This is a genomic window from Streptomyces sp. MST-110588 (assembly GCF_022695595.1).
Classification (GTDB): domain Bacteria; phylum Actinomycetota; class Actinomycetes; order Streptomycetales; family Streptomycetaceae; genus Streptomyces.
Genome location: NZ_CP074380.1, coordinates 4,990,159 through 5,007,500 on the forward strand (window position 1 = coordinate 4,990,159; position 17,342 = coordinate 5,007,500).

The 17,342-nt window shown below is 71.6% G+C and carries 12 protein-coding genes, 1 rRNA gene and 1 pseudogene (1 of these 14 running past the window's edge); 11 read left to right on the forward strand and 3 right to left on the reverse strand.

Annotation, left to right across the window (positions count from 1 at the left end; all coding sequences use genetic code 11):
* Positions 1–15: 15 nt before the first annotated feature.
* Positions 16–405, reverse strand: a complete 390-nt coding sequence (locus tag KGS77_RS21920; protein WP_347404518.1) for a metallopeptidase family protein — start codon at positions 403–405, stop codon at positions 16–18.
* A gap of 376 nt (positions 406–781) precedes the next feature.
* Between KGS77_RS21920 and KGS77_RS21925 the strand changes: the two genes are divergently transcribed.
* The 7 genes and pseudogenes from KGS77_RS21925 to KGS77_RS21955 all read left to right on the forward strand — a co-directional run bounded on the left by KGS77_RS21925 (position 782) and on the right by KGS77_RS21955 (position 8,907).
* Positions 782–1,225 carry a DUF3499 domain-containing protein gene (locus KGS77_RS21925; protein WP_242584505.1) on the forward strand — a complete coding sequence of 148 codons (444 nt, stop codon included), beginning with the start codon at positions 782–784 and terminating at the stop codon, positions 1,223–1,225.
* A gap of 226 nt (positions 1,226–1,451) precedes the next feature.
* The gene (locus KGS77_RS21930; RefSeq protein ID WP_242587614.1) at positions 1,452–3,140 is read left to right on the forward strand and encodes an L-lactate permease; all 1,689 of its coding nucleotides are present in this window, start codon (positions 1,452–1,454) and stop codon (positions 3,138–3,140) included.
* A 181-nt stretch (positions 3,141–3,321) separates the two neighbouring features.
* Entirely contained in the window at positions 3,322–4,680 is a 1,359-nt protein-coding gene (locus KGS77_RS21935; RefSeq protein WP_242584507.1) for a phosphomannomutase/phosphoglucomutase, read from the forward strand.
* A 201-nt stretch (positions 4,681–4,881) separates the two neighbouring features.
* Positions 4,882–5,064 (forward strand): Trm112 family protein, encoded by a 183-nt coding sequence (locus KGS77_RS21940; RefSeq protein WP_242584509.1) that lies wholly within the window; start codon positions 4,882–4,884, stop codon positions 5,062–5,064.
* An 88-nt stretch (positions 5,065–5,152) separates the two neighbouring features.
* Positions 5,153–6,294 (forward strand): annotated as a pseudogene (locus tag KGS77_RS21945) (SIS domain-containing protein).
* A 228-nt stretch (positions 6,295–6,522) separates the two neighbouring features.
* Positions 6,523–7,809: a mannose-6-phosphate isomerase, class I gene (gene manA / locus KGS77_RS21950; protein ID WP_242584511.1), complete on the forward strand. Its 1,287-nt coding sequence runs from the start codon at positions 6,523–6,525 to the stop codon at positions 7,807–7,809.
* Positions 7,810–7,947: 138 nt separating this feature from the next.
* Positions 7,948–8,907, forward strand: coding sequence for a cation diffusion facilitator family transporter (locus KGS77_RS21955; protein ID WP_242584513.1), 960 nt, complete (start codon positions 7,948–7,950; stop codon positions 8,905–8,907).
* A 286-nt stretch (positions 8,908–9,193) separates the two neighbouring features.
* On the opposite strand, the gene KGS77_RS21960 is transcribed toward KGS77_RS21955, so the two are convergent.
* Positions 9,194–11,425 carry a fructose-specific PTS transporter subunit EIIC gene (locus KGS77_RS21960; RefSeq protein ID WP_277994255.1) on the reverse strand — a complete coding sequence of 744 codons (2,232 nt, stop codon included), beginning with the start codon at positions 11,423–11,425 and terminating at the stop codon, positions 9,194–9,196.
* Between the two features lie 736 nt (positions 11,426–12,161).
* Here KGS77_RS21960 and ahcY point away from each other — a divergent pair.
* Both ahcY and KGS77_RS21970 read left to right on the forward strand, forming a co-directional pair.
* Complete coding sequence (gene ahcY / locus KGS77_RS21965; protein ID WP_242584515.1) at positions 12,162–13,619, forward strand: adenosylhomocysteinase; 1,458 nt, start codon at positions 12,162–12,164, stop codon at positions 13,617–13,619.
* A gap of 114 nt (positions 13,620–13,733) precedes the next feature.
* Positions 13,734–14,348: a hypothetical protein gene (locus tag KGS77_RS21970; RefSeq protein WP_242584517.1), complete on the forward strand. Its 615-nt coding sequence runs from the start codon at positions 13,734–13,736 to the stop codon at positions 14,346–14,348.
* Positions 14,349–14,423: 75 nt separating this feature from the next.
* Here the strand turns inward: KGS77_RS21970 and KGS77_RS21975 are convergent, their stop codons facing one another.
* Positions 14,424–15,431 (reverse strand): RDD family protein, encoded by a 1,008-nt coding sequence (locus KGS77_RS21975; RefSeq protein WP_242584519.1) that lies wholly within the window; start codon positions 15,429–15,431, stop codon positions 14,424–14,426.
* Between the two features lie 163 nt (positions 15,432–15,594).
* On the opposite strand from KGS77_RS21975, the gene KGS77_RS21980 reads away from it, so the two are divergent.
* A complete protein-coding gene (locus tag KGS77_RS21980) occupies positions 15,595–16,602 on the forward strand; it encodes a stage II sporulation protein M (RefSeq protein WP_242584521.1) in 1,008 nt (335 codons plus the stop codon).
* A gap of 666 nt (positions 16,603–17,268) precedes the next feature.
* A 16S ribosomal RNA gene (locus tag KGS77_RS21985) occupies positions 17,269–17,342 on the forward strand; it runs 1,455 nt beyond the window's last position.

Sequence of the window (17,342 nt, forward strand, 5' to 3'; positions counted from 1 at the left end):
CCTTGCGCGCACGCCTCAGTCCTGTCCGTAGCGCGGGTCCACCGACTCCGGCGCCAGGCCGAGCAGTTCGGCGACCTGTTCGACGACGACCTCGTGGACCAGGAGCGCCCGCTCGTCCCGGTTCTTCGTACGGATCTCCACCGGGCGCCGGTAGATGACGACCCGGTCACGGTGGCCGTCCGAGGCCGGCAGCAGCCGGCCCAGCGGTACGCCGCCCGCGTCGGCGGCGAGCGCGGCGTCCTCCTCCGGGCCGAACGCGGGCACCTCACTGGCCAGGAACTCGACCTCGGCAAGCTGCGGCCAGCGGCGCTCCAGGCGGTCCCGGGAGTCGTACACGAGATCGGCGAAGGCGTCGGCCCGGCTCACGGACAGGGGTACTTGCGGAGGTGCGATCGGTCCGCGCATGCCACGGCCGTGGCGGTCGCGGTGGCGGGGACGCGGCCCGGCCGGACTGGGGCTCCCCCCGGCGGTGTCCGGGGGAGGTACAGGGGTGTCCATCAGCATCGAGCGTAACCGCCACGGGGCGATCGGAACGGGAGAGCCGGGGCCCGCGTTCCATGTCGCCGAGTGACCGGTCCGATGTCCGTTGCGTTCGTTTGCACCTCTCCATGAGACCGCAGATCTCATCGGGAATGACACGAAATGCATCGAGTCGTGACGTGATCCCGAGGCGCGTTTCCCGGTGTCCGCCGGTCGGCGCAGTCCTCCCAGCGCAGGTCAGATTGAGGGTGCCCAGGTCAGACGCACCGGACGAACCGGGACGACACGGACGGGTGAGGTCGTGGAGAGTCATCGCGGCCCGCTCAAGAGTGCGGTACCGTCCAACGTCGTGAGCCCTGTACGTCGCTGTTCGCGCACTGCGTGCGGCCGCCCCGCCGTCGCAACGCTGACGTACGTCTACGCGGATTCGACCGCCGTGCTCGGACCGCTCGCCACCTATGCCGAGCCCCACTGCTATGACCTGTGCGCCGAGCACTCCGAGCGGCTGACCGCCCCACGAGGCTGGGAAGTCGTACGTCTCGCCACCGAAACCGGACCGTCCCGCCCCAGTGGCGACGACCTCGAAGCGCTCGCCAACGCGGTGCGCGAGGCGGCCCGTCCACAGGAACGCGCGGCCGGGGCCGGCGGTGGGCCGCAGGCCATGGGGCCGGGCGGCCGGGAGGCCAACCCCATGGAAGTCGCCCGCCGAGGGCACCTGAGGGTGCTGCGCTCGCCTGACTCCTGAGAGCGCCGACTCCTTCGGACTTCGGCCTGCGGACTTCGGCTTTCGGTCTGCGGGCTTCGTCCTTCAGCCTTCGACCTTCGGGTTTCGGTACGGGGCGGGCGCATGCGTCGCGGCACCGGTACCGGCACCGGACCCGGGCCCGTACCGGCGTCCGAGGCATTGACTCCGGCCCGGCGCGGACCCGATCATTCCTGGGCGCTGCTCGCCGGGAGGTCGTATGTCCACGGTGTTCACCCAGCAGTTGGAACCGGTCGCGGGCTCGCTCGCGCTCTCCGCCCTGGTCGCCGCGGTGCCGCTGGCCACCGTCCTGGCCCTGCTCGGCGCGGTGCGGATGCGCGCCCATCACGCCGGGCCCGTCGGCCTGGCCGCCGCCCTCGCCGTCGCCTGGCCCGTCTTCGGCATGCCGCCGGAGCAGGCCCTCTCCAGCGCCGCGCAGGGCGCGCTCTTCGGCCTCTTCCCGATCCTGTGGATCGTCGTCAACGCCCTGTGGGTGTACCGGATGACGGTCCGCACCCGCCACTTCGACGTGCTGCGCCGCTCCTTCTCCCGGCTCTCCGCCGACCCCCGCGTCCAGGCCCTGGTGATCGCGTTCTGCTTCGGGGCGCTGCTGGAGGCGCTGGCCGGGTTCGGGGCGCCCGTGGCCATCAGCGCGGTGATGCTCGTCGCGCTCGGCTTCGACCCGGTCAGGGCCGCGGTGCTCGCGCTGGTCGCCAACACCGCGCCGGTCGCCTTCGGTGCGATGGGTACGCCCGTGGTGACGCTCGCCCAGGTCACCGGCCTGCCACTGGACTCCGTCGCCGACGTGGTGGGGCGGCAGACCCCGCTGCTCGCGCTGTTCGTCCCGCTGCTGCTGGTCTTCCTGGTGGACGGGCGGCGCGGGCTGCGCGAGACCTGGGTGCCCGCGCTCGCCTGCGGGACGGCCTTCGCCGCCGCCCAGTTCCTGGCGTCCAACTACGTCTCGGCGCAGCTCGCGGACATCGGGGCGGCGCTGGCGGGGGCCGCGGCGCTGATGACGGTGCCCGGTGTCCGTAAGCCGGCCGTGACGCCGGGCGACGGTCCGGCAGCCGTGCCGGTCGCCGATCCGGTCACCGGTCCGGCTGCCGTGCCAGTTACCGGTCCGGGACGTGACCGGGCACCCACGGACGTACGCGACCGGGCCCCGGACGTTCGTGACAGCCGCCGCGAGACCGTACGGGCCTACGCCCCCTACGCCCTGATCGTCGCCGTCTTCTCCCTCGCCCAGATCCCGCCCGTCAAAGACCTCCTGTCCCGGGCGACCCGCACCGTCGACTGGCCCTTCCTGAACGTCGTGTCCCCCGACGGGAAGCCGGTCGGCGGCAACGTCTTCACGCTGCCCCTGATCGCCACCGGCGGCACGCTGGTGCTGCTGGCCGGCGCGCTCACCGCCGCGGTACTCGGCGTCAACGCCCGTACGGCCCTGCGGGAATGGGCCGCCACGGTCCACGAACTGCGGCACGCCATCGTCACCGTGACCTCGGTCCTGGCCCTGGCCTATGTGATGAACCTCTCCGGACAGGCCGCCACCATCGGGCACTTCGTGGCGGCGGCGGGTGCCGGACTGGCCTTTCTCTCGCCCGTACTGGGCTGGTTCGGTGTGGCCGTCTCCGGCTCGGACACCTCCGCCAACGCGCTTTTCGGGGCGCTCCAGGTCACCGCCGCCGAGCAGACCGGGCTCCCGCCCGTACTGCTGGCCGCGGCCAACAGCTCGGGCGGGGTGCTGGGCAAGATGATCTCCCCGCAGAACCTGACGATCGCGTGTGCGGCGGTGGGACTCGCGGGACGGGAGGGGGATCTGCTGCGGAAGGTCCTGCTGTGGAGCCTGGGGCTGCTCCTGGTGATGTGTCTGATCGTCGTCGGCCAGAGCACGGCCGTGCTCGGCTGGATGCTGCCCTGACGCGGGATGCCGCCATGACGTACGTGCGGCGGTGTCCGTACGTGCGGCGGTGTCCGTACGTGCGTCGAAGCCCGTACGGAGGCCGGGGCCCGCAGGGAGGTCAGGGCCCGTACGGATGCGGCCTGACCTTCCCCTTTCCGGGTAGGTTGAAGGCACCGTAGAGACTCCAGGAGGGCTGGCTGTGACTGATCTGTCGCAGATCGTGAAGGCGTACGACGTGCGCGGTGTGGTCCCCGACCAGTGGGACGAGTCGCTTGCCGAACTGTTCGGCGCGGCCTTCGCCGAGGTCACCGCCGCGGACGCGATCGTGATCGGGCACGACATGCGGCCTTCCTCGCCCGGCCTGTCGCGGGCCTTCGCGCGCGGCGCCGCGGCGCGCGGTGTGGACGTGACCGAGATCGGGCTCTGCTCGACCGACGAGCTGTACTTCGCCAGTGGCGCGCTGGACCTGCCGGGCGCGATGTTCACCGCCTCGCACAACCCGGCCCGGTACAACGGGATCAAGATGTGCCGGGCGGGTGCGGCCCCGGTCGGCCAGGACACCGGGCTCGCGGAGATCCGTGCGCTGGTGGAGCGCTGGTCGCGGGACGGGGCGCCGGAGCCGGCGGCCGAGGCGGGCACGATCACCTCGCGCGATGTGCTCGGCGACTACGCGGCGCACCTGCGGCGCCTGGTGGACCTGTCCGGCATCCGCCCGCTGAAGGTCGTGGTGGACGCGGGCAACGGCATGGGCGGACACACCGTCCCCACCGTGTTCGAGGGCCTGCCCCTGGAACTGGACCCGATGTACTTCGAGCTGGACGGCACCTTCCCCCACCACGAGGCCAACCCGCTGGACCCGAAGAACATCATCGACCTCCAGGAGCGGGTCCGCGAGACCGGCGCCGACATCGGCCTGGCCTTCGACGGTGACGCCGACCGCTGCTTCGTCGTGGACGGCAACGGCGACCCGGTCGCCCCGTCCGCGATCACCGCCCTGGTCGCCGCCCGCGAGCTGGCCAAGCACCCGGGCGGCACGGTCATCCACAACTGCATCACCTCCTGGTCGGTGCCCGAGGTCGTCGCGGAGAACGGCGGCACGGCCGTCCGTACCCGGGTGGGGCACTCCTTCATCAAGGGGGAGATGGCCAGGACCGGAGCGATCTTCGGGGGTGAGCACTCCGCCCACTACTACTTCCGCGACTTCTGGAACGCCGACACCGGCATGCTGGCCGCCATGCACGTCCTGGCGGCGCTCGGTGAGCAGTCCGGGACGCTGGCGGACCTGGTGGCGCAGTACGACCGGTACGCCGCCTCCGGCGAGATCAACAGCACGGTCGAGGACCAGACGGGCCGGCTCGCCGCGATCCGGACCGCGTACGAGGGCCGCGAAGGCGTCGAGCTGGACGAGCTGGACGGCCTGACGGTCACCACCGCCGACTGGTGGTTCAACCTCCGCGCCTCCAACACCGAACCGCTGCTGCGGCTGAACGTCGAGGCGCGCGACCGCGAGACGGTCGACCGGGTGCGTGACGAGGTGCTGGCGATCGTACGGGGCTGAGCGCCGGCCGGGCCGGGGAGCGGGCAGAGCCGGGAAGCGGGTCGGGTTGGTACTCGTCCGGCCCCGGCGTCTGCGTACGGCCGGCACCGCCGCCCACGAAGCCCGTCCCGGCCGCCCGCCGCCACCCGTCCCCGGGCACGGCCGCCGCGGCCCCCGGCGGTAGGCTGGCGGCACCGCAATCACCTCGAAGGGACACCTCCCATGCCGGTCGAAGCCAGCCTGCTTGAGATCCTCGCCTGCCCGGCGTGCCACGCCCCGCTGGAGGACAGGACGAGCGCCGACCCCGCCGAGCTGGTCTGCACCGCCGGGGACTGCGGCCTGGCCTACCCCGTACGGGACGGCATCCCCGTCCTCCTCGTCGACGAGGCCCGCCGCCCCGCCTGAGCCAGCAGCCCGACCCGGAACCGCCCCGGTCCGGCCGGGGCGCCCGGCACGCCAGCCACCCGTACGGCGATCGGAGGCAGCGCCCACCATGCTCGACGAGTCACTGCTCGACGCACCCGAAGCCCTGGCCCGGACCGACCGGTACGGGCTGCTGCGCGGCGTCGCCCAGTCCGGGGCCCGGGTCCGTACCGCCGCCCGGCACGCCGTCGAGGCCGGCATCCCGGGCCTGGAGCCCGATGGACGGCCCCGCGCCGTACTGGTCGCGGGTCCCGGACCGGCCGCCTCCTGCGTCGCCGACCTCTTCGGCGCCCTCGGCGGCGGAAGCTGCCCCGTCGTCCTGATCCGGCCCACCGGCGTCGCACCCCGCACCGGCGCCCTGCGCTGGGCCCTGCCCGGCTGGACCGGCCCGCTGGACCTGCTGCTCATCGCGGGGCCGGACGGCTCCGACCCGGGCCTGGCCGAGCTGATCGAACAGAGTTACCGCCGCGGCTGCTCGGTGGTCGGCGTCACCCCGGCCGGCTCGCCGCTGGCCGACGCCGTCGTCCAGGCCCGCGGACTGGCCGTTCCGCTGGCCACCACCTCGTACGACACCGAGTTCGACATCGAGGGCGCGCCCCCGGCCGCCCCCGGCACCCTGTGGTCGCTGCTGATCCCGCTGCTCGCGCTGGCCGACCGCATCGGCCTGCTCGACGCCCCGCCCGACGCGCTGGGCAAGCTCGCCGACCGCCTCGACCACGTCGCCGAGCGGTGCGGGCCCGCCGTCGCCACGTACACCAACCCGGCCAAGACCCTGGCCGCCGAGCTCGCCGACGCACTGCCGCTGATCTGGACCGAAGGCACCGTCGCCGGGGCGATCGGCCGGCACTTCGCGACCGTACTGACCGGCCTGGCCGGCCGGCCCGCGCTGGCCGCCGAGCTTCCCGAGGCGCTCACCGCGCACGGCACCCTCCTGGCCGGCGCGCTCGCGGCCGGCGCCGACCCGGACGACTTCTTCCGCGACCGGGTCGAACAGCCCGCCCCCTGCACGCCCGCGCCGTGCTGCTGCGCGAGCGCGCCATGGGCCCGCTGTCCGCGGCGCCCGCCGCCCGCGAACTGGCCCAGGAGCGCGAGGTCGCGGTCAGCGAACTGGAGCCGGAGGACGGCAGCGCCCTGGAGTCCGCCGCCGAGCTGCTGGCCATCACGGATTTCGCCGCCGTTTACCTGGCGCTCGCCGACACCGAGGCACCATGAACGGCCGGGCCGGCCGGCCCGCTCCGCCCCTGTGAATCCGTCGCGCGGCACGCTCGTCCTGTGCACGTAGCACCATGGCTCGCCTTCCGCGCTCCCATACGCAGGCGTCATGCATCATGCGTCATGCGTCATGGGTCACGCCCCGCGCCTCACTCTTCCCTCGCCCTTCCCTCACCGTCCCCTCGCCCTTTCCTTGCCTGTACGCATCACATGACAGGAACCCTCACCATGGACCGCCTCGCGAACACCGTGCGCCCCTACGCCTGGGGCTCCACCACCGCCCTCCCCGAGCTGCTCGGCACCGAGCCGACCGGTGAGCCGCAGGCCGAGATGTGGCTGGGCGCCCACCCCGGCGCCCCCTCCCGTATCGACCGCGGCGCCGGCCCGGTCTCCCTGGCCGAGGTGATCGCCGCAGATCCGGAAGGCGAGCTGGGTCCCGATTCCGTACGGGCCTTCGGCCCCCGGCTGCCGTTCCTCCTCAAGGTGCTCGCCGCCGGCTCCCCGCTGTCCCTCCAGGTCCACCCGGACCTGGCACAGGCCCGGGAGGGCTTCGCGGACGAGGAGAAGCGCGGTGTCCCCATAGGCGCCCCGCACCGCAACTACAAGGACGCCAACCACAAGCCCGAGCTGATCTGCGCCATCACGCCCTTCGAGGGGCTGTGCGGCTTCCGGCAGCCGGCCCGGACCGCCGAGCTGCTGGAGGGCCTGGGCGTCGACGACCTCAAGCCGTACGCCGACATCCTGCGCGCCGCCTCCGAGCAGGCCGCGCTACGCGAGGTCCTCACGGCCGTACTGAGCGCCGAGAAGGACATGATGGCCGCGACGGTGGAGCGGACCGCCGCCGCGGCGGACCGTCTGGCTGCCGCCGGCGGCCCGTACGCGGACGCGTACGCCGCCTGCGTCACCCTCGCCCGCCACCACCCGGGCGACCCGGGCGTCATCGCCGCCCTGCTCCTGAACCACATACGGCTGCGGCCCGGTGAGGCGCTCTTCCTCGGCGCGGGCGTCCCGCACGCCTACATCAGCGGCCTCGGCGTCGAGCTGATGGCGAACTCCGACAACGTGCTGCGCTGCGGACTGACGCCCAAGCACGTGGACGTGCCCGAGCTGCTGCGGGTGGTCCGCTTCGAGGCGCGGGACGCCGGCGTACTGCACCCGGAGAAGGCGGAGGAGCCGGAGGAGTCGGAGAAGCCGGGGGAGCCGGGGGAGCTGGAGAAGCCGGGGGAGCCGGGGGAGCCGGGGCAGAGCGACGGTGAGGAGGTCTACCGGACGCCGACCGAGGAGTTCCGGCTCTCCCGCTTCGTCCTGGCGCCGGACGGCGAGGCGCGGGCGCTCCCCTCCCGTACGGCACAGATCCTGCTGTGCACGGCGGGGACGGCCACGGTGCGCGGCGCGGACGCCGGGAGGGAGGACGGACTGCGGCTCGCGCCGGGGGAGTCCGTCTACGTACGTGCCGGCGAACGCGTGACCCTCTCCGGAGCGGGCACGGTCTTCAGGGCCACGGTCGTGGCGTGACGGCGGTGGCGTCGGTGACGGCGGCGGGCCGCCTCCGGCCCGCCGCGCGGTGCGCCGGCCGGGCTGCGACAATGACCGCCGCACAGTGTTAAAGAGGCGGTAAAGACCGCTTGGTCGACGGAAGGACGTGCGGCACTTATGAGCGCATCAGGCGGGACAAAGGCGATCGTCGCGGCGCTGGGCGCCAATCTGGCCATCGCCGTGGCCAAGTTCGTGGCGTTCGCCTTCAGCGGCTCCTCCTCGATGCTGGCCGAAGGCGTGCACTCCATCGCCGACTCCGGCAACCAGGGCCTGCTGCTGCTCGGCGGCAAGAAGGCCAAGCGCGCCGCCACCGCGGAACACCCCTTCGGCTACGGCCGTGAGCGCTACATCTACGGCTTCCTCGTCTCCATCGTCCTGTTCACCATCGGCGGTGTCTTCGCGCTCTACGAGGGCTACGAGAAGATCCGCGAACCGCACGAGCTGGACAACTGGTACTGGCCGGTCGGCGTCCTGATCTTCGCCACCATCGCCGAGGGCTTCTCCTTCCGTACGGCCATCAAGGAGTCCAACGAACTGCGCGGCGAGCAGAGCTGGGCCCAGTTCGTCCGCCGCGCCAAGGCTCCCGAGCTGCCGGTCGTCCTCCTGGAGGACTTCGGCGCGCTGATCGGTCTCGTCCTGGCGCTGGCCGGCGTCGGCCTCACCCTCGCCACCGGCAACGGTGTCTGGGACGGCATCGGCACGATGTGCATCGGCGCCCTCCTCGTCCTGATCGCCCTGGTCCTGGCCGCCGAGACCAAGTCGCTGCTCCTCGGCGAGGCCGCGGGCCCGGAGCAGGTCGCCAAGATCCGAGAGGCCGTGGTGGACGGCGACACCGTCACCCGCGTCATCCACATGCGCACCCTCCACCTGGGGCCGGAGGAACTGCTGGTCGCCGCCAAGATCGCGGTACGGCACGACGACACCGCCAAGGAGGTCGCGGACGCGATCAACGCGGCCGAGGACCGGATCCGTGCGGCGGTACCGATCGCCCGGGTGATCTACCTGGAGCCGGACATCTTCAGCGAGGCCGCCGCGGCGGCGGGCGACAACCCCTCCAAGGTCCCGGGCGGCCAGTGAACCGGCCCCCGTCCCGGCCCCTGCCACCGCGCGGCCAGTAATCCGGCGCTACCCCCCGGGCAACGCCACATCCCCGGGCAACGCCACATCCCGGCCAACGCCGAAGCTCGGACAACGCATCCGACGGCGCAGGGGACAGCGAGTCCGACAGCGCATCCGAAAGCGGGCCCCGCACCGTCCGGTCACCCGACGGCGCGGGGCCCGTCGCCTACTGCACTTCACCCACGATCTCTCCTGTCACTGCACCCCCACCACACCCCCTGAATCTCCTCCCCCTACATCTCCCCTACATCTCCTTCTGCTGGATCTCGCCCAGCACCCGGAGGACCGCCGCCGTGTCCGGCGCGCCCCGCAGCCGCTCCCGGAACCCGTCGTCCATCAGCCTGCGCGAGAGCAGTGCCAGGATGCGCAGATGCTCGTCACCGGCGGCGGACCGCGGTACCGCGATCATGAAGACGAGCCGGGCCGGCGTGCCGTCCAGGGAGCCCCAGTCGATGCCGTCCGCCGCCGCCGAGCGGGCGAAGCCGACGACCGGCGACGTGACCGCGTCCGTCTTGGCGTGCGGGATCGCTATCTCCTCGCCGAGGCCGGTACTGCCCTGCGCCTCGCGCGCCAGCGCGACCCGTACCAGCTCGGCCACGTCCGCGACCCTCCCACTGCCCGCCAGCAGCTCGGCCATCTCGCGGATCGCCGCCTCCTTCTCCGTGGCGTCCAGCCGCACCTTGACGGTCGCCTCACTCAGATACCCGGACAACACCTCACCGCCGCCCGCTCCCACGTCCGCGCTCGTGCCGGCATCCGCGCCCGCCTCGGTGTCCGTGGCTGCCCCGGCGTCCGTACTCGCCCCGGCATCGGTGCCCGCGCCTGTGCCCGTACGCGTACGAGGCCCCGAGACCGACCCGGCACCGGCGCCGGCACCCGAATCCGCGCCCGAATCCACACCAGCCCCCACCCTGGCCCCCGCCAGTACGCCGACCGGCACCGGCTCGCTCACCGGCACCGGCCCCGTGGCGCCCTCCTTCTTGCGCCCGGACAGGTCGACCAGCGCAATGGTGGCGAGCGCCGTCACCACCGTGCCGGCCACCACGGCCAGGAAGAACGCCGGCACCGAGCCCACCGCGCCGAGCACCGCCACGATCGGACCGCCGTGTGGCACCGCGTCCTTGACTCCGGCCATCCCCGCGACCGCGCCGGCCACCGCGCCGCCCAGCATGTTCGCCGGAATGACCTGTGCCGGGCGCGCCGCGGCGAACGGTATCGCGCCCTCGGATATGCCGAAGAGCCCCATGAACAGCGCCGCCATCCCGGTCTCCCGCTCCTGCTCGGAGTAGAGCCGTCGGCGGATCAGCGTGGCCAGGCCCTGTCCGAGCGGCATGACCGGGATCGCGGCAGCACACATCCCCATCACCGTCTGGTTGCCCGACGCGATCAGACCCGAGCCGAACAGGAACGCGGTCTTGTTGACCGGCCCGCCCATGTCGAAGGCGATCATCAGCCCGAGCACCGCGCCGAGCAGGACCGCGCTGGAACCGGTCATCCCGGCGAGCCAGTCGGTCAGATGCGTGAAGACCCAGGAGATCGGTCTGCCGATGACGTAGATGAAGAACAGCCCCAGCGCCGTCGTCGCCACGACCGGGATCACGATCACCGGCATGATCGGCCGGGCGAACTTCGGCACCTCGACCTTCTTGATCCACGACACCAGGTAACCGGCCAGGAAGCCGGTGACGATGGCCCCGATGAAGCCCGCCCCTGCCTTGGAGTCGTACAACTCGCCGGTGTTGGCCAGCCACCCGCCGATCACGCCCGGTACCAGCGCCGGCCGGTCCGCGATGGCGTAGGCGATGTAGCCGGAGAGGATCGGCACCATCAGCTTGAACCCGATGACACCGATGTCGTTCACATGCGCCCAGAACGAGCCCTTGGGGATGACCATGCCCTCCGGGGTGGCGTGACCGCCCAGCGCGAGGGACACGGCGATCAGCAGCCCGCCGACGACCACGAACGGGATCATGTAGCTGACGCCGTTCATCAGCGCCTTGTACGTGGCCCCGCGTCCCTTCCCGCCGCCGCCCGCCACGGGCCCGGCCGCGCCGCCCGCACCATCACCGCTGCCGTCACCGCCCCTGCCCGTGCCACCATCATGGCTGTCACCACCATGCACAGGAGCGCTCAGCACCCGCCCGATCAGCTCCTCGGGATGGTGAATCCCCTCGGCAACGCCGACCACCAGCAGCTTCTTGCCGACGAAGCGGGCCGTATCGACATTCTTGTCCGCCGCGACAATGATCCCGTCGGCGTCTCTGACATCGTTGTCAGACAGCACGTTCTCGGCCCCGATCGAGCCCTGGGTCTCCACCTTCATCTCATGCCCGAGAGCCTCGGCGGCCTGCGCCAGTTTCTCGGCGGCCATGTACGTATGGGCTATGCCGGTCGGGCAGGCGGTCACAGCAAGCAGCTTCAGCCGCCGCCCGCCCGTCCCCGCACCCTTGAGGGGATCGGCTGGACTGGTGGTCACGTGGTTCTCCTTAACGAACGTCCGCGCGAGCCCGTAGGACCGTCCCGCGCCTCCCGCATCCTGCAACACCCACCGTCCGGATCAAAGAGCCTCACCCCACTCCCCGTCCCCCGCACACCGACCCGCCCCCAAGACACCCGGCAAACCCCTCGAACCCCTCACACCCCTCGCAGCCCCCACCGAGCCGCAGCCACTACCGCCCCACTGAGCCCACCCCCTCGCAGCTCCCACCGAACCCGCAGCCTCTACCGCTCCCACCGATCCCACACCCCTCACCGCCCCCATCGAACCCGCAGCCCTCGCGCCCCCATCACCTCCCACCAGGCCCGCCGACCTCGCCACCCCCGCCGAGCACCCCATCCGGCCGAAAAAATCTGCCGACCCCGCCCGGCCGGGAAATCCGCCGCGCTCCCTTCTCGCAACAGCGGCGGACAAGGCCGCAGATGGGGACGTGCACCACCGCGCCAGGCCGCTCCCGCGCCGCCCCGCACCGCGTCCGGCCGACGAATACGGGCTGGGGTTCGCCGGGCCCGTCGGTGTAGATTCGAAGCCAGTGCCAGACGTCGCTGCTGATGGCGGTCGGGCGGCTCGCCCCGCGGGCCGGCCGAGGGAGAGAGGGCCTCCGACGGACTGCGCTGCGGCCAGGGGAGTGGTGTGTCCGCATGGCGTACGCTCCCGCCTGCCCGCGCCGCAGACTGCCAGACGAATCCACCCTCGACGTCGAGGAGCAGCTCGAATGACGACAGTAGCCAACGGCCAGGACTTCAAGGTCGCCGACCTTTCCCTCGCCGCCTTCGGCCGCAAGGAGATCACCCTCGCCGAGCACGAGATGCCCGGTCTGATGGCGATCCGCAAGGAGTACGCCGAGGCCCAGCCCCTGGCGGGCGCCCGCGTCACCGGCTCCCTGCACATGACCGTGCAGACCGCCGTCCTGATCGAGACCCTGGTCGCCCTGGGCGCCGAGGTCCGCTGGGCGTCCTGCAACATCTTCTCCACCCAGGACCACGCCGCCGCCGCCATCGCGGTCGGCCCGAACGGCACCCCGGACAACCCGCAGGGCGTCCCGGTCTTCGCCTGGAAGGGCGAGACCCTGGAGGAGTACTGGTGGTGCACGGAGCAGGCGCTGACCTGGCCCAACTCTCCCACCGGCGGTCCGAACATGATCCTGGACGACGGTGGTGACGCCACCCTCCTGGTCCACAAGGGCGTCGAGTACGAGAAGGCCGGCAAGGCCCCCGCCGTGGAGACCGCGGAGAACGAAGAGCACCGCGCCATCCTGGAGCTGCTCAACCGCACCCTCGCCGAGTCGCCGCAGAAGTGGACCCGCCTGGCGTCGGAGATCCGCGGTGTGACCGAGGAGACCACCACCGGCGTGCACCGTCTCTACGAGATGCAGCGCGAGGGCCAGCTCCTCTTCCCGGCGATCAACGTGAACGACGCCGTGACCAAGTCGAAGTTCGACAACAAGTACGGCTGCCGCCACTCCCTCATCGACGGCATCAACCGCGCCACCGACGTCCTGATCGGCGGCAAGACCGCCGTCGTCTGCGGCTACGGCGACGTCGGCAAGGGCTGCGCGGAGTCCCTGCGCGGCCAGGGCGCCCGCGTCATCGTCACCGAGATCGACCCGATCTGCGCCCTCCAGGCGGCGATGGACGGCTACCAGGTCACCACCCTGGACGAGGTCGTCGAGACCGCCGACATCTTCGTCACCACGACGGGCAACAAGGACATCATCATGGCCTCCGACATGGCCAAGATGAAGCACCAGGCGATCGTCGGCAACATCGGCCACTTCGACAACGAGATCGACATGGCCGGCCTCGCCGCCATCCCCGGCATCGTCAAGGACGAGGTCAAGCCGCAGGTCCACACCTGGACCTTCCCCGACGGCAAGGTCCTGATCGTGCTGTCCGAGGGCCGCCTGCTCAACCTGGGCAACGCGACCGGCCACCCCTCCTTCGTGATGTCCAACTCCTTCGCGGACCAGACGCTGGCCCAGATCGAGCTGTTCACCAAGCCCGAGGAGTACCCGACCGACGTCTACGTGCTCCCCAAGCACCTGGACGAGAAGGTCGCCCGCCTGCACCTGGACTCGCTGGGCGTCAAGCTCACCACCCTGCGCCCCGAGCAGGCCGACTACATCGGCGTGAAGGTGGAGGGCCCGTACAAGTCCGACCACTACCGCTACTGATCCACCACCGACCGCCCCCGGTCCCCGACCGACCGGACCCCGCAGCCGGTGACCCAGGCCCCCGCCCACCCGGGCGGGGGCCTGGCCCGTACAGGCCCCTGACAAGGACCCGCCATGCCCCGCGGCCGTTACTCCCTCCACGACCCGCACGATCACACCCCCCTCGGTGAAGAGCACTTCCACTGCGCCACAGGCCCCTCCGGCTGGCGCTACGTCTCCCAGATCACCCGCCCCTCCGGCGACCACGCCGGCTCCGTCGACCTCACCCTCGACGCCCTCGGCCGCCCCCTCCGTCTCGAACTCCACGCCGCCGCCTGGCAGGTACGCGGTGCCGCGCTCGACGGTGTCACCTGGGTCCGTACCGACCCCACCGGCGCCCACGCCACCGAAGGCAACGTCCCCGCCCACGCCTTCACCGGCACTTCCCCCGCCTTCCTCGTCGCCACCGCCCGGCTGCTGCGCCCGGCCCTCGGCTCCGGAGCCGTCCGTACCCGGCTCGTCGCCTTCACACCCCCCGTCCTCGCCCCCCGCACGCTCGACCAGTCCTGGACCTTGCTGAACAGCACAGCACACGCCACTGACAACGGGGTGCTGACGGTGGAGGAATACCAGGTCAACGACCTTGAGACGGGCGAACAGCACGCCGTGCACCTCGCCGGCGACGTCGTCCTGTCCGCCCCGGGCATCGAGCTGGAAGACCTCCAATCCCCGCCCTCGGTCTTCGACTGACCGAGCCCTCGGCAGTTTCTCCGCGCGTCCGGTTCTCCCCGCGTCCGGCCCCGGTCGCCCGTCCCGCCCCGCGGCTCACACGGGCGGCGCGAACCCCGTACGCGACACCGCCGTCCCACCGGCCGCCGGCACCGGCCCGGACGCGGCACCGGACGCCGCTCCGTCCACCGGCTCGGCCATCGGCCCGGACACACCCCCGTCCACCGGCTTCGACGCCGCCCCGCCGTTCATCGGCCCGTAGCCGGCCACCCCATACGGCGCCCCCGGCACCGGCACGGCCACCGAAGGCCCTCCGCCGGGCCCGTGCGCCACCACGGACGGAACGCCCAGCGGAGCCCCGAAAGCCCGCTGCGCCTCCCGCGTCTGCCGCTCACCGACCACCGCCGCCAGATAGGCCGCCGCGGACACCCCCGCCGGCACCGAAGCGCCCGTCCACCCCACGAGGTCTCCGGCCAGCCGTCCCGCCATCGCGCCGCCGACCTGCGGATCGAGCTGCCGGACCCGCGCGAGGTACTGCCGGACCGTCAGCCACCACCCGTCCGGCACCCGCGACAGATCCAGCGCCGCGAGTTCCGCTGCCAGCCACGGCGGAGGCGGCGGCAGTGCCGGTGCCGCCCGATGAGCGGGTATCCGCTCCCGTACGACCAGGGTCCCCGCGAAGACGTCCCCCAGCCGCCGCCCCCGCGCCGACACCAAAGAGGCGATACAGGCCACCACACCCATCGTCAGTACGAGCTCGATGGCACCCATCGCCCCGCGCACCAGCGCGTGCCGGAACCGGATCGGCCCGCCGTCCTCCCGCACCACGCGCAGCCCGCAGGCCAGCTTCCCCAGGGAACGCCCACGGCTCAGCGTCTCGACCGCGATGGGCACCCCGACCAGCACCAGGACGAACGTGGCCACCGACACCGCCGCCACCGCCGCCTCGTCCAGAGACGCGGTGGCGCTCAGCAACAGCACCGTCGCCCCGACGTACGCACTCCAGGAGACGGCCAGGTCGATGAGCACGGCCAGGGCCCGGCTCGGCAGCCTGGCCGGCCGCAGCCCCAGCACCACCGCTTCACCCGTCACCAGCTCGCTCATACGCGCTACCCCTCCGTTCCCCGGTTTCCCGGTGCCCCGGCCCCTCGGCATCCGAAACCGAGCGCCGTACGAACCCTCGCCCGCCCCGCCGCCGGTCCGACCAGTCTGCCAAGCTGACAGCACACCCACCGCCACCGCACGGCGCCGCGAGGAGCGACATTCCATGGATCTCGACGTCTTCGTCACGGCCCACCGCGCCGAATGGGACCGCCTCGAAGAGCTGCTGCGCCGCCCGCGCCGCCTCTCGGGCGCCGAGACCGACGAACTCGTCACCCTCTATCAGCGCACCACCACCCACCTCTCCCTCCTCCAGTCCAGCGCCCCCGACCCGGCGCTGATCACCCGCCTGACCACATTGGTGGCCCGCGCCCGCAGTACGGTCACCGGCGCGCGAAAGGCGTCCTGGCGGGACGTGGCCCGCTTCTTCACCGCCTCCTTTCCCGCCGCCGTCTACCGCCTCCGCCACTGGTGGATACCGACCGCGCTGCTGTCCACGGCGGTCGCCGCCCTCATCGCCTGGTGGATCTCCGCCCACCCAGAGGTACAGGCGTCCATCGGCGCCCCCGAGGACCTACGGGAGATGACCCGCCCCGGAGGGCAGTACGAGACGTACTACTCCAGCCACCCCGCCGCGTCCTTCGCCGCCCAGGTGTGGACGAACAATGCCCGCGCGGTGGCCCTGTGCCTGGTCCTCGGCGCGTTCCTCGGCCTGCCTGTCCTATGGGTGCTCTTCCAGAACGTGCTCAACCTGGGCGTCGGCCTCGGCCTGATGTCCTCCGCCGGCCGCCTCGACACCTTCCTCGGCCTGCTCCTCCCGCACGGCCTGCTGGAACTGACGGCGGTGTTCGTCGCGGCGGGCGTGGGCCTGCGCCTGGGATGGACGGTCATCGACCCCGGGCCCCGCACCCGCCGGGTGGCCCTCGCCCAAGAGGGACGTGCGGCTCTCGGTGTCGCCATCGGGCTGGCGGTGGTGCTCTTCGTCTCGGGCGCACTGGAAGGCTTCATCACCCCGTCCGGCCTGCCCACCTGGGCCCGTATTTCCGTCGGTGTCGCCGCTGAGCTGGCCTTTCTGCTGTACGTATACGGAGTGGGCCGACGCGCCGCACGCTCCGGTGAGACGGGCGACATCGACGCGACCGACCGCGACGCCCTCACTCCACTGGCCGCTTGATGTGCGTACGCCAGTCCTGACCTGCTAATCTCCTCAGTGACCCACGAAACCCGTTGACAGGGGTGACGCGGGGAGGTAGATTCGAACGGTTGCCACGAGTTGGACAAACTCGTCCGCGACAGTTAGTCTTCTATCTGCTTCGACCGGAAATCAATTCGGTGAAGCACTCCCGAATCTTCAGCAGAAACGTCAAGTCGATTCATTTGGATCGCCCGAAACGCTTCTGCTAAAGTCGGGAAAGCCGAAAGGCAAAACCTCCGACGGGTAATCGGAACCGAATTCGAACCGGAAACGGAACGGAATGAGGATCTGCTAGAGTCGGAACCGCGGAAAAGCCGAAAGGCCGGACCGCACCGGCGGAAATCAGGCCCGGAAGGATCTGATAGAGTCGGAAACGCAAGACCGAAGGGAAGCGCCCGGAGGGCCCGGTGAGACGGGACCGAAGGAAGCGTCCGTTCCTTGAGAACTCAACAGCGTGCCAAAAGTCAACGCCAGATATGTTGATACCCCGTCCACCGGTCATCGGCCGGAGGATGAGGTTCCTTTGAAAAGCCCACCGGCACCGTGATGGTGCGGGTGGCACACACAGCGAGGACGCTGTGAACGGGCGGCTTATTCCGCTGTCCGTTCCGCTCTCGTGTGTGTTGACCCGATTACGGGTAAACATTCACGGAGAGTTTGATCCTGGCTCAGGACGAACGCTGGCGGCGTGCTTAACACATGCAAGTCGAACGATGAAC

Coding starts and splice junctions, on each gene's coding strand:
- KGS77_RS21920 (WP_347404518.1), bottom strand. CDS start 405: ATGCGCGGACCGATCGCACCTCCGCAAGTACCCCTGTCCGTGAGCCGG.
- KGS77_RS21980 (WP_242584521.1), top strand. CDS start 15,595: ATGGATCTCGACGTCTTCGTCACGGCCCACCGCGCCGAATGGGACCGC.
- KGS77_RS21940 (WP_242584509.1), top strand. CDS start 4,882: ATGCCGGTCGAAGCCAGCCTGCTTGAGATCCTCGCCTGCCCGGCGTGC.
- KGS77_RS21955 (WP_242584513.1), top strand. CDS start 7,948: ATGAGCGCATCAGGCGGGACAAAGGCGATCGTCGCGGCGCTGGGCGCC.
- ahcY (WP_242584515.1), top strand. CDS start 12,162: ATGACGACAGTAGCCAACGGCCAGGACTTCAAGGTCGCCGACCTTTCC.
- KGS77_RS21975 (WP_242584519.1), bottom strand. CDS start 15,431: ATGAGCGAGCTGGTGACGGGTGAAGCGGTGGTGCTGGGGCTGCGGCCG.
- KGS77_RS21970 (WP_242584517.1), top strand. CDS start 13,734: ATGCCCCGCGGCCGTTACTCCCTCCACGACCCGCACGATCACACCCCC.
- manA (WP_242584511.1), top strand. CDS start 6,523: ATGGACCGCCTCGCGAACACCGTGCGCCCCTACGCCTGGGGCTCCACC.